The sequence below is a fragment of the Streptomyces sp. NPDC002851 genome (genome assembly GCF_053591935.1).
Genome location: NZ_JBSFUT010000002.1, coordinates 50,038 through 72,139, shown reverse-complemented (window position 1 = coordinate 72,139; position 22,102 = coordinate 50,038). Strand labels below are relative to the sequence as shown.

The 22,102-nt window shown below is 70.9% G+C and carries 22 protein-coding genes; 13 read left to right on the top strand and 9 right to left on the bottom strand.

The features are described from left to right. Positions 1-51 precede the first annotated feature (51 nt). From ACWD10_RS02175 to ACWD10_RS02165, 3 genes are all read left to right on the top strand, one after another. On the top strand, positions 52-735 hold the full coding sequence (locus ACWD10_RS02175) for a GDSL-type esterase/lipase family protein (protein ID WP_451086024.1): 684 nt from the start codon (positions 52-54) through the stop codon (positions 733-735). Positions 736-826: 91 nt separating this feature from the next. After that, a complete protein-coding gene (locus ACWD10_RS02170; protein WP_451086022.1) occupies positions 827-1,417 on the top strand; it encodes a Uma2 family endonuclease in 591 nt (196 codons plus the stop codon). 41 nt (positions 1,418-1,458) lie between these two features. Next, positions 1,459-2,448 carry an aldo/keto reductase gene (locus ACWD10_RS02165; RefSeq protein WP_451086020.1) on the top strand — a complete coding sequence of 330 codons (990 nt, stop codon included), beginning with the start codon at positions 1,459-1,461 and terminating at the stop codon, positions 2,446-2,448. A gap of 220 nt (positions 2,449-2,668) precedes the next feature. Here ACWD10_RS02165 and thpR read toward each other — a convergent pair whose 3' ends face one another. The 3 genes from thpR to ACWD10_RS02150 all read right to left on the bottom strand — a co-directional run bounded on the left by thpR (position 2,669) and on the right by ACWD10_RS02150 (position 5,239). Continuing rightward, on the bottom strand, positions 2,669-3,241 hold the full coding sequence (gene thpR, locus ACWD10_RS02160; RefSeq protein ID WP_451086018.1) for an RNA 2',3'-cyclic phosphodiesterase: 573 nt from the start codon (positions 3,239-3,241) through the stop codon (positions 2,669-2,671). 120 nt (positions 3,242-3,361) lie between these two features. Further along, on the bottom strand, positions 3,362-4,732 hold the full coding sequence (locus tag ACWD10_RS02155) for an MFS transporter (RefSeq protein WP_451086016.1): 1,371 nt from the start codon (positions 4,730-4,732) through the stop codon (positions 3,362-3,364). Between the two features lie 69 nt (positions 4,733-4,801). After that, positions 4,802-5,239 carry a MarR family winged helix-turn-helix transcriptional regulator gene (locus tag ACWD10_RS02150; protein WP_451086015.1) on the bottom strand — a complete coding sequence of 146 codons (438 nt, stop codon included), beginning with the start codon at positions 5,237-5,239 and terminating at the stop codon, positions 4,802-4,804. 147 nt (positions 5,240-5,386) lie between these two features. Here ACWD10_RS02150 and ACWD10_RS02145 point away from each other — a divergent pair, with 147 nt between their 5' ends. Next, positions 5,387-5,569 (top strand): ribbon-helix-helix protein, CopG family, encoded by a 183-nt coding sequence (locus ACWD10_RS02145; RefSeq protein WP_451086013.1) that lies wholly within the window; start codon positions 5,387-5,389, stop codon positions 5,567-5,569. Here the strand turns inward: ACWD10_RS02145 and ACWD10_RS02140 are convergent. Next, complete coding sequence (locus tag ACWD10_RS02140) at positions 5,562-6,959, bottom strand: NCS2 family permease (RefSeq protein ID WP_451086011.1); 1,398 nt, start codon at positions 6,957-6,959, stop codon at positions 5,562-5,564. The two genes, ACWD10_RS02145 and ACWD10_RS02140, sit on opposite strands and share 8 nt — an antisense overlap. Positions 6,960-7,126: 167 nt before the next feature. Here ACWD10_RS02140 and ACWD10_RS02135 point away from each other — a divergent pair, with 167 nt between their 5' ends. Beyond that, positions 7,127-7,408, top strand: coding sequence for a DUF2530 domain-containing protein (locus ACWD10_RS02135; RefSeq protein ID WP_451086009.1), 282 nt, complete (start codon positions 7,127-7,129; stop codon positions 7,406-7,408). Positions 7,409-7,505: 97 nt separating this feature from the next. After that, positions 7,506-9,956 (top strand): HAD-IC family P-type ATPase, encoded by a 2,451-nt coding sequence (locus ACWD10_RS02130; RefSeq protein WP_451086007.1) that lies wholly within the window; start codon positions 7,506-7,508, stop codon positions 9,954-9,956. A gap of 10 nt (positions 9,957-9,966) precedes the next feature. Here the strand turns inward: ACWD10_RS02130 and ACWD10_RS02125 are convergent, their stop codons facing one another. The 4 genes from ACWD10_RS02125 to ACWD10_RS02110 all read right to left on the bottom strand — a co-directional run bounded on the left by ACWD10_RS02125 (position 9,967) and on the right by ACWD10_RS02110 (position 15,285). Then, positions 9,967-13,155, bottom strand: coding sequence for a sacsin N-terminal ATP-binding-like domain-containing protein (locus tag ACWD10_RS02125; RefSeq protein WP_451086005.1), 3,189 nt, complete (start codon positions 13,153-13,155; stop codon positions 9,967-9,969). A gap of 84 nt (positions 13,156-13,239) precedes the next feature. Further along, the gene (locus tag ACWD10_RS02120) at positions 13,240-13,803 is read right to left on the bottom strand and encodes a GNAT family N-acetyltransferase (protein ID WP_451086003.1); all 564 of its coding nucleotides are present in this window, start codon (positions 13,801-13,803) and stop codon (positions 13,240-13,242) included. A 37-nt stretch (positions 13,804-13,840) separates the two neighbouring features. Beyond that, a complete protein-coding gene (locus tag ACWD10_RS02115) occupies positions 13,841-14,425 on the bottom strand; it encodes an HD domain-containing protein (RefSeq protein WP_451086001.1) in 585 nt (194 codons plus the stop codon). An 86-nt stretch (positions 14,426-14,511) separates the two neighbouring features. Then, on the bottom strand, positions 14,512-15,285 hold the full coding sequence (locus tag ACWD10_RS02110) for a helix-turn-helix domain-containing protein (protein WP_451085999.1): 774 nt from the start codon (positions 15,283-15,285) through the stop codon (positions 14,512-14,514). A gap of 170 nt (positions 15,286-15,455) precedes the next feature. On the opposite strand from ACWD10_RS02110, the gene tgmA reads away from it, so the two are divergent. The 6 genes from tgmA to ACWD10_RS02080 all read left to right on the top strand — a co-directional run bounded on the left by tgmA (position 15,456) and on the right by ACWD10_RS02080 (position 18,754). Beyond that, positions 15,456-15,683 carry a putative ATP-grasp-modified RiPP gene (gene tgmA, locus ACWD10_RS02105; RefSeq protein WP_451085997.1) on the top strand — a complete coding sequence of 76 codons (228 nt, stop codon included), beginning with the start codon at positions 15,456-15,458 and terminating at the stop codon, positions 15,681-15,683. Continuing rightward, positions 15,677-16,636, top strand: coding sequence for an ATP-grasp ribosomal peptide maturase (tgmB, locus tag ACWD10_RS02100; RefSeq protein WP_451085995.1), 960 nt, complete (start codon positions 15,677-15,679; stop codon positions 16,634-16,636). Before tgmA ends, tgmB begins: the two co-directional genes overlap by 7 nt. Positions 16,637-16,638: 2 nt before the next feature. After that, entirely contained in the window at positions 16,639-17,778 is a 1,140-nt protein-coding gene (locus ACWD10_RS02095) for a protein-L-isoaspartate(D-aspartate) O-methyltransferase (protein ID WP_451085993.1), read from the top strand. Between the two features lie 54 nt (positions 17,779-17,832). Further along, a complete protein-coding gene (locus tag ACWD10_RS02090; protein WP_451085991.1) occupies positions 17,833-18,060 on the top strand; it encodes a hypothetical protein in 228 nt (75 codons plus the stop codon). After that, a complete protein-coding gene (locus tag ACWD10_RS02085; RefSeq protein WP_451085989.1) occupies positions 18,057-18,296 on the top strand; it encodes a hypothetical protein in 240 nt (79 codons plus the stop codon). The genes ACWD10_RS02090 and ACWD10_RS02085 overlap by 4 nt, the downstream gene beginning before the upstream one ends. 257 nt (positions 18,297-18,553) lie before the next feature. Further along, positions 18,554-18,754, top strand: coding sequence for a hypothetical protein (locus tag ACWD10_RS02080; RefSeq protein ID WP_451085987.1), 201 nt, complete (start codon positions 18,554-18,556; stop codon positions 18,752-18,754). 682 nt (positions 18,755-19,436) lie between these two features. On the opposite strand, the gene ACWD10_RS02075 is transcribed toward ACWD10_RS02080, so the two are convergent. Beyond that, positions 19,437-20,363 carry a DUF3027 domain-containing protein gene (locus tag ACWD10_RS02075; protein ID WP_451085985.1) on the bottom strand — a complete coding sequence of 309 codons (927 nt, stop codon included), beginning with the start codon at positions 20,361-20,363 and terminating at the stop codon, positions 19,437-19,439. A gap of 245 nt (positions 20,364-20,608) precedes the next feature. Between ACWD10_RS02075 and ACWD10_RS02070 the strand changes: the two genes are divergently transcribed. Next, positions 20,609-21,979: an MFS transporter gene (locus ACWD10_RS02070; protein ID WP_451085983.1), complete on the top strand. Its 1,371-nt coding sequence runs from the start codon at positions 20,609-20,611 to the stop codon at positions 21,977-21,979. Positions 21,980-22,102 lie beyond the last annotated feature (123 nt).

The following is a 22,102-nucleotide window of genomic DNA, read 5'->3' as shown; positions in this document are numbered from 1 at the left end:
CTCACATGCCCGGCAGCGCGGCGCCCTACCGGGATCGACGATGATGAGCGGATGCTCAGGCTCCTCTTCGTCGGCGACTCGATGACCATAGGCAGCGCCGGCGAACACACCTGGCGGTACCGCATGTGGCAGCACCTGCGCGCCTCGTACGACGCCCCGTTCCGCATCGTCGGCCCGCGCGAGACGCTCTACGACCAGGCGGCCGAAGCCCCCGTCTCGTACGAGTACGCGCCCGGCGTCGACCCGGCCTTCCCGCGCCACCACCTGGCGGGCTGGGGCGAGGGCTGGCTGCACATGGCCCCGCTGATCCGCGAGACGGTCACCGAGCACCGCCCGACGCTGCTCCTGATCTCCCTCGGCCTGATCGACCTCGGCTTCTATACGGACGCCGAGCAGACGGCCGCGAACGTCCGTACTTTTGTAGCGGAGGCCCGCGAGGCGAACCCGCGGATCGCGGCGGCGGTCCTTCCGGTGCTGCCCAACATCCGGGTGGCGACGGACGATTCGTTCGCCGAGCAGGCCACCCGCTTCAACGAACTCCTGGCCAAGGCGGTCGCCGACCTCGACACGGACCGCTCCCCGCTCCTGCTCGCCTCGGTCCCACCGTCGTACGACTTCAACGTCGACACGTACGACGGGACGCATCCCAACGCCTCTGGGGAACACAAGCTGGCGGGGGCCTTCGCGGACGCGCTGCATCAGGCTTGGGGGCTTGGAGGGGCATACTCCGCATAGGCGTTCGGTTCGCCCGTGACCTTGTCACCGTGCTTATCGTTGTACTGCGCGGGCACAGGCAATGGGCTTGTGGCCGGGGAGGAGCGCCACAGTGACTGTTCTCGAAGACAGGATCGAGATGGCCAACGACAGCGCCGAGCGCTTGGACGAGTTGTTCGAGCTCATCGAGCGGATGGTCCCCGAGGGTTACAAGGCAGAGGTCGTCGAGGGGGCCATCCACGTGGTGCCGCAGCGAAATGTGCACTGGCAGAACATTCGGGGGATCCTGCACGCGCTGGAAGACAGGTTCAGCCGGGATGCACTGATCATGACGGACGTGCGCATCGACTTCCCCGGCTACCAGAACGGCTTCTGCCCGGACATGGCGAAGTTCCGCGACGGGGCAGAGCCGGACAGCGAGGACCGCTGGCGCTACGAAGACGTCGAGTTCATCGCCGAGGTCATCTCACGCGGTACGGGGATGAACGACTACGGTCCCAAGAAGGCCGCGTACGCGGAGGCAGGTGTCCCCGTCTACCTCATCGCCGATCCGTACGAGGGCCAATGCCACGTCTACACCGACCCCAGGAACGGTGACTACTTCGCCGTATCGAAGCACGACTTCGGCGAGCAGATCGACCTGACCCACACCCTCCTCGACCTCACCCTCGACACCACCAAGTTCCCACGCGACCGCAAGTGACACTTGCCTAGAGCGCACTCCACCAAGTTCGCTGTACAACCATGAAGTACACGCAGCTAGGACGCACCGGACTCAAGGTCAGCCGCATCGTCCTCGGCACCATGAACTTCGGGCCGCTCACCGACGAGTCCGACAGTCACTCGATCATGGACGCCGCGCTCGGCGCGGGGATCAACTTCTTCGACACCGCCAATGCTTACGGCTGGGGCGAGAACAAAGGCCGTACGGAAGAAATCATCGGCAACTGGTTCGCGCGTGGCAGTGGCCGCCGCGACAAGGTCGTACTCGCCACCAAGGTGTACGCCAACATGGCCGGGGACGGCCCCAGTTGGCCCAACCACGACAAGCTCTCGGCGCTCAACATCCGTCGCGCCGTGGACGCCTCGCTCAAGCGGCTTCAGACCGACTACATCGACCTGTACCAGTTCCACCACGTCGACCGGGACACCCCGGTCGAGGAGATCTGGCAGGCCATCGATGTGCTGATCAAGCAGGGGAAGATCCTCTACGCGGGGTCCTCGAACTTCCCCGGCTGGAAGATCGCTCAGGCCAACGAGGTCGCCTCGCGGCAGGGCATGGTCGGCCTGGTCAGCGAGCAGTGTCTGTACAACCTCTTCGAGCGCCGCGCCGAGATGGAGGTCATCCCGGCCGCCGAGGAGTACGGCCTCGGCGTCATCCCGTGGTCCCCGCTCCAGGGCGGGCTGCTCGGCGGCGTCCTGAAGAAGCAGGCCGAGGGCACCCGGCGGGCGTCCGGCCGGGCGGCGGAGGCGCTCGCCCAGACGCAGACGCGCGAGCAGATCCAGGCGTACGAGGACCTGCTCGAGAAGCACGGCCTGGAGCCCGGCGAGGCGGCCCTGGCCTGGCTGCTCACCCGACCCGGCGTCACCGGCCCGATCGTCGGCCCGCGCACCCCCGACCAGCTGGCCTCGGCGCTGCGCGCGGTGGAGACCGAGCTGAGCGAAGAGGTGCTCACCGGCCTGGAGGAGATCTTCCCGGGTCCGGGGCCGTCGCCGGAGGCGTTCGCCTGGTGACGCCAACGCCGGAGGGGCTGACATTCCAGCCCCTCCGGCGTTTGAGGAGCGGGGGTCTGGGGGCAGCGCCCCCAGTTACGGGAAGGGGCGGGGCTGGGGAAAGAAAACGAACCTCAGCCCATCGCAGAGGCCACAGCCACCACGACGAACATCAGCACGAGCACACCGGCCATGATCTGGTTACGGGTCTTCGGGTTCACGTATCGAGACTAACCGGCAGCTACTCGGCGGCGCGCAGCGGCCACCGCTCGACCTCCACGTACCGCGGCTTCTCCCCCGGCACCCCACTCTCCGGCAGGTGACTGCGGACCAGGCTGAGCACATCGACCGTCCACGGCGTACCGACGAACCCCTCGAGCTGCTCGACGTACGGCCGAAGGTTCAGCCCGCCCCTACGGCTGCGCGCCAGCGTCAGATGCGGCGTGAAGCGGTGGTTCCCCGCCATCCTGAGCCCCGCCCTGCGCCCGGCCGCGACCGACCGCGCGGCAAGGCGTCGCAGCTCCTCGGCGTGCCCGTCGGCGCCGACCCACAGCGCCCGGTCCCCGAAGCGCCCGCCACCGCCGAGCCCGAGCCCGAAGGTCTCGGTGCGGTGGGCGGCCCGGGCAAGGCGCTCGCACAGCGCGGGCACGACGTCGTCCGGGACCTCGCCCATGAAGGCCAGCGTGAAGTGCCAGCTCTCCGGTTCGGTCCAGCGCAGCCGCTCCGCGCCGGGCAGCTGCCGCAACTCCTCGGTGATGACGGCGAGTTCGGCGACGGCGGGCGCGGGCGGCAACACGGCGGCGAAGAGTCTCATGCCTCTATTTAAGGCGGGCCCAAAGGCCGGTCCCATTACTGGCCGGACTTAAAGGCGGGCCCTACTTAAGTGGGGCCCGCCTTTACCTCATGCCGTCGTCATGCCGTCGTCATGCCGTCGTCACGCCGCCGTGGCCAGCCGCTCCCGCGGCACGAAGCGGACCCGCGGGTGCCCGTGGTGCATGCCGACCTTCACGCGCAGGCCACCGACCCGGGCGAGGACGAGCCCGACCACCATCGCGGCCAGGGCCGAGATCACCCCGCCCACGGCGAACCCGATCCGGGCGCCGTACGTGTCCGTGACCCAGCCGACAATCGGTGCCCCCAGGGGCGTACCGCCGGTGAAGACCATCATGAACAGGGCCATGACGCGGCCCCGCATCACCGGGTCGGTGGCCATCTGGACGCTGGAGTTCGCCGTGACGTTCACCGTCAGGCCCAGCATGCCGATGACCACGAGCAGCGCCGCGAAGAGCCAGAACGCGGGCGCGACCGCGGCGACGATCTCCAGGAGGCCGAAGGCGAGCGCGGCGCCGACGAGCAGCCGCAGGCGCGAGGCGCCGCGCCGCGCGGCGAGCAGCGCACCGGCCAGGGAACCGGCCGCCATCAGGGTGTTGAGCAGGCCGTACGTGCCCGCGTCGCCGCCGAAGACGTCGTCCACGAACGCGGTCAGCCAGATCGGGAAGTTGAAGCCGAAGGTGCCGATGAACCCGACCAGGACGATCGGCCAGATCAGCTCGGGCCGCCCGGCGACATACCGCAGCCCCTCCTTGAGCTGCCCCTTGCCGCGCGGCGCCCGCTCCACGCGGTGCAGCTCCGAGGTGCGCATCAGGGCAAGGCCGGCCAGCGGCGCGAGGAACGAGAGGCCGTTGAGCAGGAACGCCCAGCCGCTGCCGACGGCCGTGATCATGACACCGGCGACCGCAGGGCCGACGAGGCGTGCGGACTGGAAGTTCGCCGAGTTGAGGCTGACGGCGTTGGCGAGCCGGTCCGGGCCGACCATCTCGGCGACGAAGGACTGCCGCGCCGGGTTGTCGACGACGGTGACCAGGCCGAGCAGGAACGCGGTCAGATAGACGTGCCAGACCTGCACCTGTCCGGCGAGCGTGAGCACACCGAGGGCGGCGCCGGTGAGGGCCATCGCGGACTGCGTGACGAAGAGGAGCTTGCGCTTGGGCAGGCGGTCGACGAGGACGCCGCCGTAGAGCCCGAAGAGCAGCATGGGCAGGAACTGCAGCGCGATGGTGATGCCGACGGCGGAGGACGATCCGGTCAGGCTGAGCACCAGCCAGTCCTGGGCGATGCGCTGCATCCAGGTGCCGGTGTTGGAGACGATCTGTCCGGTCCAGAAGAGCCGGTAGTTCCGTATCTTCAGGGAGCTGAACATGCCCTGCTTGCGGGCGGTTTCGGCGTCGGTGCCGGGGTCGGGGCGGTCGTTCGGATCGGGGGTGGCTGGTGCGGGGGCGGAGTCTGCTCCGGATCCCGTACTCAAAAGAGTTCGCCTCCTTAAGTACTTACGGCTTTCAGCGCGTACGGCTGCTTCTTCAGCGCGTACGGCTGCTTACAGGTGCGCGAGCTTCTCCAGGACCGGGGCGGCGGCGCGGAGCTTCGCCCACTCGTCGTCGTCCAGGTCCTCGGCGAGACCGGCCAGCCAGGCGTTCCGCTTGCGGCGGCTCTGCTCCAGCATCGTTTCGGCGGTCTCGGTCTGGCTGACCACCTTCTGGCGGCGGTCCTCCGGGTGCGGCTCGAGCCTGACCAGTCCCTTGGCTTCGAGCAGCGCCACGATGCGGGTCATGGACGGCGGCTGTACGTGTTCCTTGCGGGCGAGCTCGCCCGGCGTGGCGGAGCCGCAGCGGGCGAGGGTGCCGAGCACCGACATCTCGGTCGGGCTCAGCGACTCGTCGACCCGCTGGTGCTTCAGTCGGCGACTGAGCCGCATGATCGCGGAGCGCAGGGAGTTCACGGCGGCTGCGTTGTCGCCATGGGAGAGGTCCGGCATAGTCGTTAGACTACCTCATTAACCTTGCTAAAGACCAGCTCGTTTTCTTGCCACCTTCGAGGCCCCGCATGCCGCAAGTCACCCATATGAGTGAGCCCGCTCCGGAAAGTGACACACCGGCGACGGCGCTCCGGCAACCCTGAGCACATGGGGACCAACGTGCTCAGCCTGCGCATAGACGGAGAGCTGCTCGACCGGCTCCGGGGCCATGCGGCGAAAAGAGGAATGAGCGTCCAGGACTATGTGGTCCGGACGCTCATCCGCGACGATTTCGACGAGCGCTTCAAGACGGCCGTCGAGGAAACCGAGAAGTTCTACGGCCTTACGTAAGACCCAGCGCCGGCATCAGGTAGTAGAAGGCGAAGATCGCCGACACCGCGTACATCGCGACCGGCACCTCGCGGCCGCGGCCCACCGCGAGCCGCAGCACGGTGAAGGTGACGAAGCCGATGCCGATGCCGTTCGTGATCGAGTACGTGAACGGCATCATCACCATCGTCAGGAACGCCGGGATCGCGACCGTCCAGTCCTTCCAGTCGATCGCGCCGATCGAGCCGGACAGGATCAGGAAGCCCACCGCGACCAGGGCAGGCGTCGCCGCCTGCGAGGGCACCATGGTGGCGATCGGCGTGAGGAACAGCGCAAGTACGAAGAGCCCGCCGGTCACCACGTTCGCGAAGCCGGTACGCGCGCCCTCGCCGACGCCCGCCGTCGACTCCACGAAGCAGGTCGTGCCGGAGGACGAGGTCGCGCCGCCGCTGGCGACGGCGATGCCGTCGATGAACAGCACCTTGTTGATGCCCGGCATATAGCCGTCCTCGTCGATCAGACCGGCCTCGTCGCTGACGCCCATGATCGTGCCCATGGCGTCGAAGAAGCTGGAGAGCAGCACGGTGAACACGAACAGAAGGCCGGTGAGCAGGCCGACCTTCTCGAAGCCGCCGAAGAGGCTGACCTCACCGACGAGGCCGAAGTCCGGGGCCGACACCGGATTGCCCGGCCACTTCGGGGTGGTCAGCCCCCAGGAGGGCACGTCGGCCACTGCGTTGATGACCATCGCCACGACCGTCATCGTCACGATCGAGATCAGGATCGCGCCCGGCACCTTCCGCACGAGCAGCGAGACCGTGAGCAGCGCGCCGAGTACGAAGACCAGGACCGGCCAGCCGTTGAGGGCGTTGTCGGCGCCGAGCTGCAGCGGCACGGTGGTCTGCGCGGCGTCCGGGACGCGCGAGACGAAGCCCGAGTCGACGAGCCCGATCAGCATGATGAACAGGCCGATACCGATGGCGATGCCCTTGCGCAGGCCGAGCGGCACGGCATTCATGACCCGCTCCCGCAGCCCGGTGGCGACCAGGAGCATCACCACGAAACCGGCGAGCACCACCATGCCCATCGCGTCCGGCCAGCTCATCCGGGGCGCGAGCTGCAACGCGACCACGGTGTTCACGCCGAGCCCGGCGGCGAGCGCGATCGGCACATTGCCGATGACGCCCATGAGCAGCGTGGAGAACGCGGCGGTCAGCGCGGTCGCCGTGACCAGCTGCCCGTTGTCCAGCTGGTGGCCGTACATGTCCTTCGCGCTGCCGAGGATGATCGGGTTGAGCACGATGATGTACGCCATCGCGAAGAAGGTCGCGAAACCGCCGCGCACCTCTCGGGCAAGCGTCGACCCCCGCTCGGAGATCTTGAAGTGGCGGTCGAGGGCCGGGACGGACATGCAGCGGTTACCTTGTGTCTTCGTACGAATAAAAGCAGCCAGAGTCAAGCCGATTCAGTATGAATACATCAGGGCAAAATCGCTATCTCCGCGCGTAGACCAGCTGGCGAGTCAGCCAGTCCGTACGCGGCACGAGGGGCCGGAACGCCCCCTCGTAAGCTGTCCCCATGACCGGATCTTCAACGGGATCACCCAAGCACGAGGCGCCGGAGCCCCTGGAGGGCCCCGTGGTCGCCACCATCACCGGCGGCACGATCCTTTGGTTTGTCCTCTTCCTCGTCCAGCTCCCGTTCTACGGCTGGTTCGACGAGCACGGGCACACGTGGTGGATCTGGACCTGCCTGGCCGGGGCCGGACTCGGGGTGGTCGGCATCTGGTACGTGCGCAAGCGCGACGCCGCCCTCAAGCGGCACGCCGCAGAGCGCGAGGCGCAGCGACCGCAGCCCTGATCGCGCCCCTGACCCGACCCTGACGGCACCCCGAGCTCACCCTGATTCCGGGCCACTCGGCAGGTGAACGGGTCCCTCCGCCCGTACCGTCGGAACCATGACTCAGCGGGCACACATCGACACGGACGGACCCGAGCCTGGGGGCAGCGGGCCCGCCATCGACGCCGGGGCCGAGCTCGACCCTGTCCACCCCGTGCCACCGCCGACGCCCGCGCGCGGACTCACCGCCGCCGAGGTGGCCGAGCGGGTCGCCCGCGGCGAGGTCAACGACGTACCGGTGCGCAGCAGTCGCTCCACCGTCGACATCATCCGCGGCAATGTCTTCACCCGCTTCAACGCCATCATCGGCGTCCTCTGGGTGATCATGCTGATCGTCGCGCCCATCCAGGACTCCCTCTTCGGCTTCGTGATCCTCGCGAACACCGGGATCGGCATCATCCAGGAGCTGCGCGCCAAGAAGACCCTCGACAACCTCGCGGTGATCGGCGAGGCCAAGCCCACCGTGCGCCGGGACGGCATCGCCGCCGAGATCTCCACCTCCGAGATCGTGCTCGGGGACCTCATCGAGATCGGGCCAGGGGACAAGATCGTCGTCGATGGCGCGTGCGTCGAGACCGACAGCCTGGAGGTCGACGAGTCGCTGCTCACCGGCGAGGCCGACCCGGTCCTGAAGAGGCCCGGCGAGCCGGTGATGTCCGGCAGTTTCGTGGTCGCGGGCGGCGGCGCGTTCACAGCCACGAAGGTGGGGCGCGAGGCGTACGCGGCGCAGCTCGCCGAGGAGGCCTCGCGCTTCACGCTCGTCCACTCCGAGCTGCGCTCCGGCATCTCCACGATCCTCAAGTACGTGACATGGCTGATGGTCCCGACCTCCATCGGCCTGGTCATCTCCCAACTGGTCGCCCAGAACGAACAGTTCAACGAGGCCGTGGCCTACACCGTCGGCGGCATCGTCCCGATGATCCCCGAGGGCCTTGTACTGCTGACCTCGGTGGCCTTCGCGATCGGCGTGATCCGGCTCGGCCGGAAACAGTGCCTGGTGCAGGAGTTGCCCGCGATCGAGGGTCTGGCCCGGGTCGACACCGTCTGCCTCGACAAGACCGGCACCCTCACCGAGGGCGGCATGGACGTCACCGAGCTGCGCACCGTGGGCGGCGCCGACGATACGTACGTACGCAAGGTGCTCGGCGCGCTCGGCGAGTCCGACCCGCGGCCCAACGCGTCGCTCCAGGCGATCATCGAGGCCTACCCGGACAGCGAGGAGTGGCGCTGCATCGAGTCGCTGCCCTTCTCCTCCGCCCGCAAGTACAGCGGCGCCAGCTTCAGCGAGGGCGACGGCGAGACCTCGACCTGGCTGCTCGGCGCGCCGGACGTGCTGCTCCCGGACGGCGACCCGGCGCTCGAAGAGATCGGGTCACTGAACGAACAGGGCCTGCGCGTGCTGCTCCTCGCCCGCGGCCTCAGGGACCTGGACGACCCGGCGGTAGCGCAGAACGCCCGAGCCACGGCCCTGGTGGTGATGGAGCAGCGGCTGCGCCCGGACGCGGCGGACACCTTGCGGTACTTCGAGGAGCAGAACGTCAACGCCAAGGTGATCTCCGGCGACAACGCGGTCTCCGTCGGCGCGGTAGCCGGCAAGCTGGCTCTGCCCGGCGCGGACCGCACGGTGGACGCGCGCACGCTGCCCACCGAGCAGAAGGAGATGGGCCAGGCCCTCGATGACCACGCGGTGTTCGGCCGGGTCACGCCGCAGCAGAAGCGGGACATGGTGGGGGCGCTTCAGTCCAACGGCCACACGGTCGCGATGACCGGTGACGGCGTGAACGACGTCCTGGCCCTGAAGGACGCGGACATCGGCGTCTCCATGGGCTCGGGCTCGGAGGCCACCCGGGCGGTCGCCCAGATCGTCCTGTTGAACAACAGCTTCGCGACGCTGCCCTCGGTGGTCGCGGAGGGCCGGCGGGTCATCGGGAACATCACGCGGGTGGCGACGCTGTTCCTGGTGAAGACGGTCTACTCGGTCCTGCTCGCCCTGCTCGTGGTCTGCACCCAGGTCGAATACCTCTTCCTGCCCCGGCACCTGACGCTGCTCTCCACCCTGACGATCGGCGTCCCGGCCTTCTTCCTGGCCCTCGCCCCCAACAAGGAACGGGCCAAGCCGCACTTCGTCCGGCGGGTGATGCGGTACGCGATCCCCGGCGGCATGGTCGCGGCGCTCGCGACCTTCGCGACGTACCTCCTGGCCCGGCACCACTACGAGGGCCCGGGCGCGCGGGCGGCAGAGACCAGCGCGGCGACGCTGACGCTCTTCCTGGTCGCCATCTGGGTCCTGGCCATCATCGCCCGCCCGTACACCTGGTGGCGCCTCGGCCTGATCGGCACGATGGGCTTCGGCTTCCTCCTGGTGATGGTGGTGCCCTGGCTCCAGGACTTCTTCAAGCTGCGCCTCGTGGGGACGACGATGCCGTGGGCCGCGGTGGGGATAGCCGTGGTCGCGGCGCTGACGATCGAGTTCGCGTTCCGGTGGGTGGACCGACGGGTTCCGGCGTAGGTGCCAACCCTCAGTCGAACCACCGATCCCGAGCCAACTCCTCGGTCCGCGAAGGATCTTCGAGCAACGCCGCCACCTCGAACCGCCGCGGCCACTGCCCAGCAGCCCACGCGAGCCCGGCGGCCACACCCTCGAACGTCGCCGCGTGCACGACCCCGTCCGGCGTGCGGCGCCAGTCGAGTTCCGTGCCGCCGGAGACGGTCAGCTCCCCGTGCTCGACATACGTCGACGGGGTCGCGGACCCGAGTAGGACCCGCACCGGCTCCGGCACCTCCCTAAGGACGCCCGCGCCGGAGGTGACGTCCGCAGGTACCGCCTCCGAGAGCCGTCGCACCTGGAGCAGCTCCGCGAGGTCCGCCGCACGGTACGGCGCCACCGGAAGGAGCCCGAGCCCGGCGGCCAGCGGCAGCAGGTCCGGGGCGTCGGCGACCACCGCGTCCGCGGCGTCGACCACCGTCACCACCCCGTCGCGCACGGCCCGCAGCTCGTCCGGCAGCGTCACCTGCTCCGGGTCCAGGGCGGCCAGCGCACCGTACAGGCCGTGCAGTTGTCGGCTCGACACATACAGCTTCGGGTCGGCGAGGCGGCCGAGGAGTTCCGCCGCGCCGCCCGGCTCCTCAAGGAGGGCATGGACCGAGGTGCGCACGCCGAGGGCGCGAAGGACCTGCTCGTCCTCGAAGCCGGTCGCGTCCGCCTCCTCGTACAGCCCGGCGAGCAGCGAGTCGCCCCCGGCCGCGCGCAGGCCCGCGGGCCGACGCCCGTCGAGGACCGGGTGGCCGCGCAGCCACCAGGCGGTGTAGGGGCGTACGGATTCGGTCGTGCCGTCGGGCAGCAGCACCCGTACCTGCTGGGTGAGCGCATCCCGGAGCGGCGGCCGGGAGAGCAGAGCGAGCGCCTGCGGCCAGCAGTCGTCGTCGACCAGATCGAGGTCACGGACCGCGACCAGCTCCGTGGCCACCGGCGGCACGGGCGTGTCGGGCAGCTGGTCGAGGATGTCCTCGCACCATACGTCGACGGCGTCGAGCAGCCCGGCGTCGTCGGGTTCGACGAAGTCGGTGTCCCGCGGCTCCAGTTCGTCCGGGTCGAGGACCACGTCCGTGGCGCGGACCAGGGCGAAGTTCGTGAGCACCCCGCAGGCGGCGAGGGGCTGCTCGCCCCACCGGGAGGCGAGCTCCTCGTCGACGCAGCCGAGTTCGCCCTCGCGCATCACGCGGTGGAAGTCGCTGCCGGGAAGGACGAGTTCGCAGGCCGGGGCGGGTTCGCCCGCGTCGTCGGGCAGGGCGAGCGCGCCGAGCCAGGGCTCGTCGCCGGGGGCGAGCCCGGCGTCGCGGACCAACGTCAGGACCAGGTCGGCCAGTTCCTCGGCGCCCAGGTTCTGCTCGTCGCCGAGGTCCCAGGTGTCCTCGTCCAGGGACGCGGCCACCGCGGCCCGCACCTGCGGCGTGGTGAGCACCGCGCGGGGCGTGGCGGGCAGCGCGCCGAGCTTCTCCAGGAGCGGGTGCGCGGCATCGGGGTGCGCGACCTTCAGGCCGAGCCGCCCCAGGCCCTCGGGCGTCTCGGCGCCGGGCAGGAGCACATGCCGGGGCCCGATGGTGGTCCGCCCGTCCGCGAGCGGCACCGGAAGCCCGGAGAGCCGGTCCGGGTCGACCCCGGCGAGCGAGTCGTAGAGCCGCCGCCACCAGCCCGGCTCCCGCTCGATGCCCGCGAGCCGGTCGATGGCGTCCTGCAACGGCACCCGCCCGACGTCGAGCGTGCGCAACTCCACGCGGCGCTCGAGCCCGGCGGGCAGCAGCGTCGGCAGGACCTCGGCGAGCACCCGTACCGTGGCGGCGCCCGCACCTTCGACCACCTCGGCCTCGAACGGCCGCAGCGCGACGGGCCGTTCCCCGTCCTCACCCTCCGCCTGCGCCTCCGCCTCCGCCTGCGCCTGCGCTTCTTCATCCGCATCCGCTACGAGTTCCCGTACGAGCGGTGCGGCCGGGGCCAGGAAGGCCGTGCGAGGAAGCAGTTCCAGGACCGCGGCCCGCAGCGCGCCGTCGAGGGCGCCCTGACCGAGTGGCCCGGGCACCAGGTCGAGGGTGCCGGTGCTCACCGGCCGCCAGTCCGCGAGGAGTTCGGCATACGCCTCGGCCGCGCGCCGCACGAGGAAGTCGGTGAGCGGGCCCGGCGCCACATGCCGCCGGGTCGAGTCGAGCGGGAACGAGGCGATGAGCAGCGCCGGTACGCCGAGCGGCTCATCGCTGGGCGTGGGCGCGTGCACCACGGGCGCGGTGCGCGGCCGGGCGGGCGCGCCGTCGGCGTCGACAGGCACGGCCCAGGTGACCGACCAGTGCGGGCGGAGCCGCTCTTCCACGGGCCGGTCATCGAGCAGCGCGCGCTCGACCGCGCCGTTGCGCTCGACGGTCCGCCAGCGGGTGGTGCCGCGCTCGCTGTCGACGACCCGGGCGTACGGCCCGTCGTGATCGCGGGTGAGCGTGCGCGTGCCCCCGGCGGTCTCGACGACGATCTCGGTCAGCCCGGGCAGGGTGAGCAGCACGGAGTCGTCGATGTCCGCGAGCAACCGCTCGACCAGCGCCTCGGCGGCCTGGTCCCGCAGCGGCAGGATCACAACGGTGTCGTACGACTCCGGGGCGGTCCCCTCGGCCGCGAACGGCAGCCGCAGCAGCGGCACATGCCCGTCGCGACGCCGCAGCTCATCACCGAGCCCGGGGCTGCGGTCGGCGGCGGCCTCCTGCGCGAGCACGCGAGCCTCGGCGAGCGACCACCGCACCCCACCACTACGGCTGAGCACGGCGGGCTCATCACTGACGGCAAGCACGGCGGCAAACCCGATACCGAACCGCCCGACAGCCGCGCCACGCTCGGCATCCCGCTTGGCAGAGGCCCGCAGCGTACTGAGCGACTCGACCCCGGCCGCGTCGAGCGGCGCCCCGGTATTGGCGACGACGAGAACCCCGTCCCGCAGGGTGAGCCGCAGCCGCCCCGGCACGCCGGCGCGCGCGGCGGCATCGGCGGCGTTCTGCGCGAGCTCGACGACAAGGCGATCCCGGTAGCCACCAAGCGCGAGATCCTCCTCGGCATTGGCGTCCTCCCGGAACCGCGCCGGAGCGGCCGCCCATGCGTCAAGCACGGCCCGCCGCAACGCTCCGGTCCCGAAGGCGTCGGCTCCTTCGGGTGCGGGCCGCACGATTGCGCTCACGGTGGGGTCACCTTCTTCTTTCCGGCATCACGTACGCCGCCTGAAGGTACCCGGTGCGGAGGCCGAGGGCTCGGGCGGTCAGCCTTACGGAGCCGTCCGGTGCAGGTCGAGGACCATCACGTCGTGCAAGTCCGCGCCCTCCCACGGGTGGGCCTCGCCCACCTTCCGGTACCCCCAGGAGCGGTAGGCGGCCTGTGCCGCCTCGACGTCCGGCCGTGCGTTGAGCAGGACCCGTTCCTCCGCGCCGCCGACGAGCACCGCCTCGTGCAGCCGCCGGGCCACACCGAGGCGCCGCCACGGCGCCCGCACGGCGAACTCCATCAGCCCGAACGTCCGCCGCCCGTCCTCCCGGCGCAGCTCGTCGGGTACGGGGGTGGTGAGCCGGTCCCACCAGTCGGTGGCGGGGCTGAGCGGGTGGCCGTAAGCGATACCGACCGGCTCACCGTCGCCCGTGCGGGCGAGGGCGGCGCGGAAGGTCGCCTTACGGACTTGGGAGCCGAAACGACGGAAGGTGGCGTCCACCGCCTCCGGCGTTTCCTTGTACGGCTCCTCGGCGAACACCTCGGCGTACACCACCCGGAACGCGGCTTCGGCTCGGGCGGAGGCGGGGCCGTCCAGGAGCTCGACGGTGATCTCCGGGGTGGTCATGCGTACTCCTCTCGCAGGGGCGGCCCGCAGCACCAGGTCAGCGCAGCTCCTCCCCCATAGCCGTACGCAGCCAGTCAAGTGGCCCCACGGCGAGCAGTTCGTCGGCGAGGCGGTTCGCGGTCTCAGTGGTGAGGCGCCCGCGACTGTTGTCGATCCAGCGTTGTGCGCTCTGGTAGCCCTGGGCCTTGTACTCGATGCCCTGCAGCAGGCATTCCAGCTTGTCGGCGTCGCGCGCGCAGACGGCTTCGGCGGACTCCTTGGCCTCGTACTCCGCGACGAGTTCCCGGACGGTGGACGCGAGCACCTCGGGCATGCCCCGCGTCTGGTCGGCGGTGACGGCCTTCGGGTCGGCGCCCTCGGCGTACTTCTTGCTCAGGTGGTTCACATCGCCGGTGCGGGTCTCCTGCGAGTCGTGCCAGACCGCCAGGAACGCGGCGCGCGCCGGGTCCGCGCCTTCCAGCTTGGCGATCACCGACGCGATCAGAGCGGTACGCCAGGAGTGCTCGGCCACACTCTCGGGGTCCCGGACCCCGGCCATCCACCAGCCGGTACGCCTGGCCTGCTTGAGCGTCCCCGCTTCGTGCAGGAACCGGGCCACCGCGGACAGGTCATGGTCTGCCACCGTGGGTCTCCTCTCACGCCTCGGCGAGGCGGATCGCCGCCCCGGTGGTCGGCCCCGCAGCTGCGTGGGACACCCGGCACCACCGCCTACTCCGGAGGACGGGAGTACCGCTCCAGCGTCGCCTTGCTCATCGACGGGTCCATGAGCCGCAGTTCCCACGGGCCCGTGTTGACGTCGAAATCCTTGCCGAACCCGACCCACTTCCCGGCCATGCGCCGTCCTGTCGGCTCCACGAGCATCTGGACCGCGCCGTGATAGCGGGCGCCCTGGTAATAGCCGTCAGATGCTGTCTGCTCGGTCCATGAACCGGTGACCACGGACCGCTCCAATGTCAGATCAATGGTGAGCGGGCTGTCCGGGTTGCTGCTCGCTCCGGGCAGGCTCCGGACCGTGAGCCGGTTACCGGTCTGCACGAGCACCACGTAGTGCTTGCCTTCGTACATGCTGTCTCGCCCCGACGAGAAGTACTCGTACCGGGACATCCAGACTCCGCCGTACTGCTCCTGCGCTGCTGTCGCGGCGTCGGCGTCCACGGACGCCGCGGCCACGCCTTCCGGGCCAGGGTCCATATCGTGCCCACCTGCTCCGTCGTCGTGCACTCGTGCCATGACTCCCAGTCTGAAACCAAGGTCCTCGATGGCGCGGCCTGTGACGTGCTCCAACGCCCGGACGTACACCCCACGGGGTGAGCGGCTTACGCCGGACTCCCAACGCTGCACGAGTCGCTTGCTGGCCTCGTTGGGTTCGTCCAGCTCCACACCTGCCCGGCGCAGGGCTTTCGCGAAGTCCTCCTGACTCATGCGCATCGCTATACGAATGGCGCGCAGGGAGTCGTTCGGTTCCGTGACGGTCACTGTCATGCGTTCCAGGCTAGCCCCAACACCCCTTCAGTGACACCGAATTGACGCCCTAGAGCGACGCCTGTCGGACGCCTTCCATGACGTCGCGGTGACCGAGGGTTTCGGGAAATCATCACAGCGTGATGCCGTCCAGAGCGTTCCTGGCCAACAGAAATGACGGAGGTACGAGCATGACCACGACCGAACTTGCCACCCCGTTCGGGATGCGCTTCCTCACGCCGCCGGAAGCGCCACCGTTCGTGCCGCCCGCATCCGGCGGCTACAGCGATGCCCTGCAGATCAGCGTGACCGCCGAGGGCAACCCCTGGCACGCGCTGCTCGACGGGGACACCAAGACCGAGACCACCCCGGACGGTTCGGGCAGTGGCACGGACGGGGACGGTACCGACCTGTGGTAGCCGCCGACGGGACGGTGTTGGTGGTCACCAACCGGTCGGACGCCACGTGTGACCCGGTGATCGAGGAGCTGACCCGCCGGGGCATCGAGGTCGTGCGGTTCGATACGGCCGACTTCCCCACCGCCTCCCGCCTGGTCGCGGCCCTCACGGGTCGCGGCTGGGCCGGGCGGCCGGCCGTTGGCTCGCGAACCGTCGACCTGGAAGCGGTCCGCTCGGTGTGGTGGCGCCGCCCCGGAGAGATGCGCACCCCCGGCTCCTGGCCCACCGACGCTCGCGCGTTCGCCGCGTCCGAGGCCCGCTCCGGGCTGCTCGGCGTCCTGTCGCCGCTGCCGGTCCGATGGATCAACCACCCGTCCCGTAATGCCGCCGCCAATTACAAGCCGCACCAGCTCGCCGCCGCTGCGCGCTGTGGACTCGACACACCCCGCACCGTCATCACCAACGACCCGGCGTACGCACGCGAGTTCATCGGCACCAGTGAAGTGATCTACAAGGCGCTCGGCGGCAGCGTCGACCGTGGCGAGGGATTCCGGGGCGTGATCCCCACAACCGTCGTCACAGCGGATCAGGTCGACGACTCGGTGAGCGGTACGGCGACGATGTTCCAGGAGTACGTCGAGAAGGCTTACGAGGTCCGCCTGACGGTCATGGGCAAGCACCTGTTCCCCGTGGCCATACACGCCGAGAGCCATGCCGCGCGCCTCGACAGGCGTACCGACTACGGCGCTCTCAGCTACGCACCCGTGTCACTACCCGACGAGGTCGAGGCGGGCGTACGGCGCCTCATGAACGAACTCGGCTTGTTCTTCGGCGCGTTCGACCTCGCGGTGACACCGGGCGGCGCATGGAAGTTCTTCGAGGTGAACGCAAACGGCCAATGGCATTGGCTGACCAGGCACATCGACCTGCCACTCATCGAGACGATGGCTGACGCACTCCAGGAAGGGGACTGACCGTGACCGAACTCGACTGGCGCCCGCGCGCCGAGGCGCTCGCCGACAAGGTGACTGCCGATGCCCCGGTGTGGCGCGAAGCAGTGGCAGACACCCCGCGCCACGCCCTCGTGCCTCGATGGTGGACGGCCGACAGGGAGACGGGCGGGTGGGATCTGCACGACGGCGCGACCGATCCCTCTGCGTGGCTGGATGCCGCGTATTCGGACGTCACGCTCGTGACCCGCGTCGGCCCCCTCCACGCCGACCACGCCACCCCCGGGCAGAGCGGCACCGGCGAACCCACCTCCTCGTCCACCCTCCCGGGCCTGATCGTCACCATGCTGCGCCACCTCGACGTACCCGACGGGGCGCACGTGGTCGACGTGGCGACTGGCTCGGGCTACTCCGCCGGACTGCTCGCCCACCGGCTCGGCGATGACGCGGTGCTGTCCGTCGACGTAGACCCCTACCTGACCACGGTGGCGGCGCGGCGCCTCGACGGCATCGGACGACACCCACGTATCGAAACCACGGACGCGACCGGCCCTCTGCCCGTCACCGGGTACGACCGCCTCATGTCGACCGTGTCCGCCCGCGGCGTGCCCGCCTCGTGGCTGGCCGCGCTGCGCCCCGGCGGGCGCCTGGTGACCACGATCGCATTCACCTCGTTGATGGTCGTCGCCGAAGTCCGGAGTGACGACTCCGCCGAGGGCGGCGTCATGTCCGATCACGGGCACTTCATGGCCGTGCGGCACGACGAGGACTACGCCTCACGGCTTCCGGAGGGCTATCAGCGGGCCCGCGACGGCGAAGGGGACACCGTCACAACCGGCAAGCGCCCCATCCCGGATTGGTGGCAGGACTGGCAGCTCTCGACGGTCTACGAACTCACCTCGCCCGGCGTGCAGGTGCGTACACAGATCGGCGAGGACGGCGAGCGGCTGCTCTGGCTGCTGCACCGTGACGGTTCCTGGGCCCGCGCGAGCGCGTCGCACGGCAGCGCGCTCCCCACCGTGCATCAGGCTGGCCCCCGCCGCCTGTGGGACGAGCTCGAGCGGGCCGAGGCGCGATGGAACGAGGCGGGCCGCTTTGACCCGCGCGATCTGCGCGCCCGGCTCACCCCCGAGGACAGCGTCCTCGGCACTCCGGACGGGGCCTGAACCGTCACCTTGTAGCTCGGTAGCTCGACGCACTACGGAAGAGAGGGGCTGCCGATGACCACGGCAGAGGAACGGCGCAGGACGGGCGAGCGGCTGCGCGAAGCGGACGAGGTGCTTGCCGCGCTGGCCAAGGCGCTGGGCGCGGCAGGGGTGCGGCTGCCGTCGCTGGGGATCGACCAGGCGTCGTGCGCGCGTGAAGTGCCGCGGCCGCTCATCGAGTTGGGGCGTTGTGACGTGGCCACGGCCCGTACGCTCGCGGCGGCCCTGGAGGCTCCCCGTTGACCGCCGTTCGGCGTCGGCCACCGCTCGGGGAGATCGTACGCGACGAGGTGTCGGGCCGGGTGGGCGAGGTGCGGGGGCATGAGGGGCCGTACGTCCAGTTGCGCCCGCTGGGCGGCGGCCGGGAGTGGGACGCGGCCCCGGCGCGGCTGCGGCCCATCAGCCAGGCCGAGTTGCTGAGCGCCCGGGTCGCCGGGGTGAACGCGCGGAGCCGGGACATCGAGGGCGGACCCGCGTGACGCCGTACGAGGTCCTGGCCCTGGCCCTGGGGGTGGTGTACGGGTGGCTGCTCGCGGTGGCGGGCGGGTGCCGTCGGGCGCGGGCTCGCGAGGTGGCGGGCTGCGAGGTTCCGCAACTTCCCGAGAGGCGGGCGCCCTTGCCCGCGCCCCCACCTCGGCCCCGGCCCCGGCCCCGGCCCCGGCCCGGGCAACATTCCAGGCCCCATTCCAGGCCCAGGAGTCCGTACGCGGAGGAGGCGGCGGCGGACGTCCCGATCATGGATCTGCCGCTGACCGTGCGCCGGTACGTGAACGCCCACCGACCGACGCCGACGCCGGGGGAACGGGCTCAGGAGGAACGCCGCTGGATCCTGGAGATGGCGCTGCGCGGCCACGACGTGGGGCGGACCTTCGTCCACGGGGTACGGGTCGACACCGCGGCCGGTTCCGGCAACGCCTGGCAGGCGGCAGCGGCGTGAGGGCGAGGCTTCGGTGGGCAGTTCGTCGGTGGGCAGTTCGTCGGTGGGCCGTTGTCGGGCCGCTCGGGTCCGGGGGGACCAGGCGCCGGGCCCGATCAACTCAGCCCGTCCGGCGTTTGAGGACGAGCCCCGTTCAGGGGCGAAGGGGGGCGCTGGGGGCGCAGCCCTCGGATCCGGCAGCCGGGCCGACGGCACGGATCGTGATCCGTGGACACGGCTTGGGCGGGGGCGCGTGGGTGGGAGTACCGGGCACCGCCGCGGCGAGCGGCGAGCCGGGATACGGGGCAACCCCGGAATGCGGCCACCCCCACGGGCACCGGCAACCCCGGGTCCGGGCACTGCAGGGCAGCAGAGCCACGGGTGGCCCGGGGGGGGCATGGCTCCGGGCCCAAGGCGGGGGCGGGCGGGTGGGAACGCCGGGCACCGCAACGGAAAGCGGCGAGGCAGGGTGCGGGGCAACCCCGGAGGGCGGTCAGCCCACGGACACCCCAAGCCCGGCAGGGGAACCCCGGGATGCCGTCACCCCACGGACACCCAAGCCCGGTGGGGGCAACCCCGGGATGCCATCACCCCACCCGGGCACGCCCGCCCGCCAGGGCAACCCCGGGATTCCATCACCCCACGGACGCCCAGGCCCGGTGAGGGCAACCCCGGACCGCGGCCACCCGAGCCGTACCGCCCCTCAGGAGTGGCCGAGGTCGTCCTCGCCCGGCTCTACCGGTACCGAGCCCGAGTCGGGGGCCGGGGTCGGGCGCAGGGTGAACTCGTCGACGTTCATCGAGTCCAGGACGTGCGGCGCCGGGCGCGGCGGCTTCGGCATGACCGCCGCTTCCGAGTGTGCGCCGCAGCCGTACGCGAGCGAGACGACATGGCCGTCCGCGGGGCTGAACTCATTGCCGCAGATGCCGAACGCCTGCGACAGGGACCCGGCGATCGGCACCAGGAAACCGCAGCTCACACAGGAGGCGGGGGCCGACTGGGCCATCGGTGTCCCGGCCCCGAACTGCTCCTCCCAGCGGTCGGCGGCCACATGGAGGCCGTACCGCGAGAGCACCCGGGCGCGGCGCATGCCGAGCTCCTCGGCGACCGCCGCGATGGAGCCGCGGGACGGGGCGAGCGGGAGCTCGGCGGGCGTGCCCTCGGTCAGCTCGGCGTCCTCGGCCTCGACGAGCTCGGCCATCTCGTGCGAGACCGGCGCGTTCGGCGGCGGCTCCTCCTCGCCGATGAAGCCGGGCTCGAGCCGCAGATCGTCGGACTCGGTGGGCAGCAGGTCGCCGGGGCCGAGGTCGCCGGGGCGGAGGCGCTCGCTCCACGGCACCCACTCGGGGGCGAGTACCGCGTCGTCGCCCGGGAGGAGCACCGTTTCATCCAAGGTCACGACCTTGGCGCGGGAGGCGCGGGCGACCGTCGCCGCCCAGCGCCAGCCGCGGTAGCCGGGCTCCAGGCACTCGAAGAGGTGGGTGACGACCCGGTCGCCCTCGGAGACCATGCCGACGTGCTCGCCCACGACGCCGGGCGCCGCGAGCTCCTCGGCGGCGGCCCGGGCGAGATCGACCGCCTCGGCGCACAGCCGGTCAGGGGTGCGGCTTCGCGTTGTAGCTGCGCTCACAGGTATCGCTTCTCTCCTACGCCGTCTCACGGGTGCGCCGTCACCGGTACGGGGCACGGACGGAGCGGACCAGAGGGCCGCGTCGACGTCCGGACAACCGTCGTAGGCGCAGCTACGCACGCTACCTTCTCCGAGCGGTTGAGCCCACCTGGGCTCCACGTGGTGGATCCGGCGGGCCTTCCGGGTGGGTGGGAGAGGTGGCGGCGTACGCGCCGAACAGGCCGAAATGTGGGCACCATTAGTGAGTGACCTCGACAAGGTCCCCCACCACCGCGAGCCCGTTGCGCAGAGCGGGACGCGCGGTCGGCCGTGCGTTGCATCTGCCGTTCAGCGGGACCGCGAAGGGGATCAGGAAGGCCACGCACGCGCACGGTGCGGGCGAGTCGGGGCTCGGGAATCTGATCGAGCTGCACGCCGTGAACGGCGCCGGCGACATGATGGTCACCGTGGCGCTCGCCTCGACCATCTTCTTCGCCGTTCCGACCGACGAGGCCCGTGGGCGCGTCGCGCTCTATCTCGCCATCACCATGGCACCGTTCACGCTCCTCGCCCCGGTCGTCGGGCCGCTGCTCGACCGCATCCCGCACGGGCGGCGCGCCGCCATGGCCGGGGCGATGCTCGCGCGGGCGCTGCTCGCCCTGATCCTGTCGGGCGCGGTCGCCACCGGGTCCATCGAGCTGTATCCGGCGGCGCTCGGCGTGCTCGTCTCCTCCAAGGCGTACGGCGTGGTCCGCAGTGCCGTCGTGCCACGGCTGCTGCCGCCCACGTTTTCCCTGGTCAAGGCGAACTCGCGGGTGACCCTCGGCGGGCTGCTCGCCACCGGGATCGCCGCACCCGCGGGCGCGGGGCTGCACCAGGTCGGGCCGCAGTGGCCGTTGTACGGGGCATTCGTGCTGTTCGTGCTCGGTGCCGTCCAGTCCTTCCGGCTGCCGCACAAGGTCGACTCGGCGCGCGGCGAGCGCCGGGCGCTGCTCGCCGCGGACGAGGAGCATCTGCATCTGCCGCACGGCAAGAAGCCGGGCCTGCGGACGGTCGGCCCGGCCGTCACGCACGGGCTCGCCGCCAACGCGACGCTGCGCTGTCTGTCCGGCTTCCTCATCTTCTTCCTCGCCTTTCTGCTGCGCGAGGAGCCGCTGGGCGGGCAGAGCGCGGCGGTCTCGCTCGTCATGGTCGGCGTCGCGGCGGGCGTGGGCAACGCGCTCGGCACGGCCGTGGGTGCCGCCCTGCGCAAGCGCGCCCCGGAGCTGATCATCGTGACGGTCGTGGCGTTCGAGCTGGTCGTGGCGGTCTCGGCGTCCGTGTTCTACGGGACCGTCCTCATCGCCTTCCTGGGCGGGGTCGCCGGTCTCGCGCAGGCGCTCGCGAAGCTGTCCCTGGACGCGCTGATCCAGCGGGACGTGCCGGAGATGGTGCGCACCTCGGCCTTCGCCCGCTCCGAGACGCTGCTCCAGATGTCCTGGGTGGTCGGCGGCGCCATCGGCATCTCGCTGCCCCTGCACGGCGGCATCGGTCTCAGCGTGGGCGCGGCGATCGTGGGCCTCGGCTGGCTGACGACGGTACGGGGCCTGGTCCTCGCGGCCCGGCACCCGACGACGCCGGGGCAGAGGGTGGCGTGACCGCACGCGCGGCCCCCGCGACCCCCGCGACCCTCGTACCCGGCGCCACGGCACGCCGCGGACCCGCGTACCCGGCGCCACGGCACGCCGCACCCCCTCATGGCAGGTCTCGTACACCCTCCC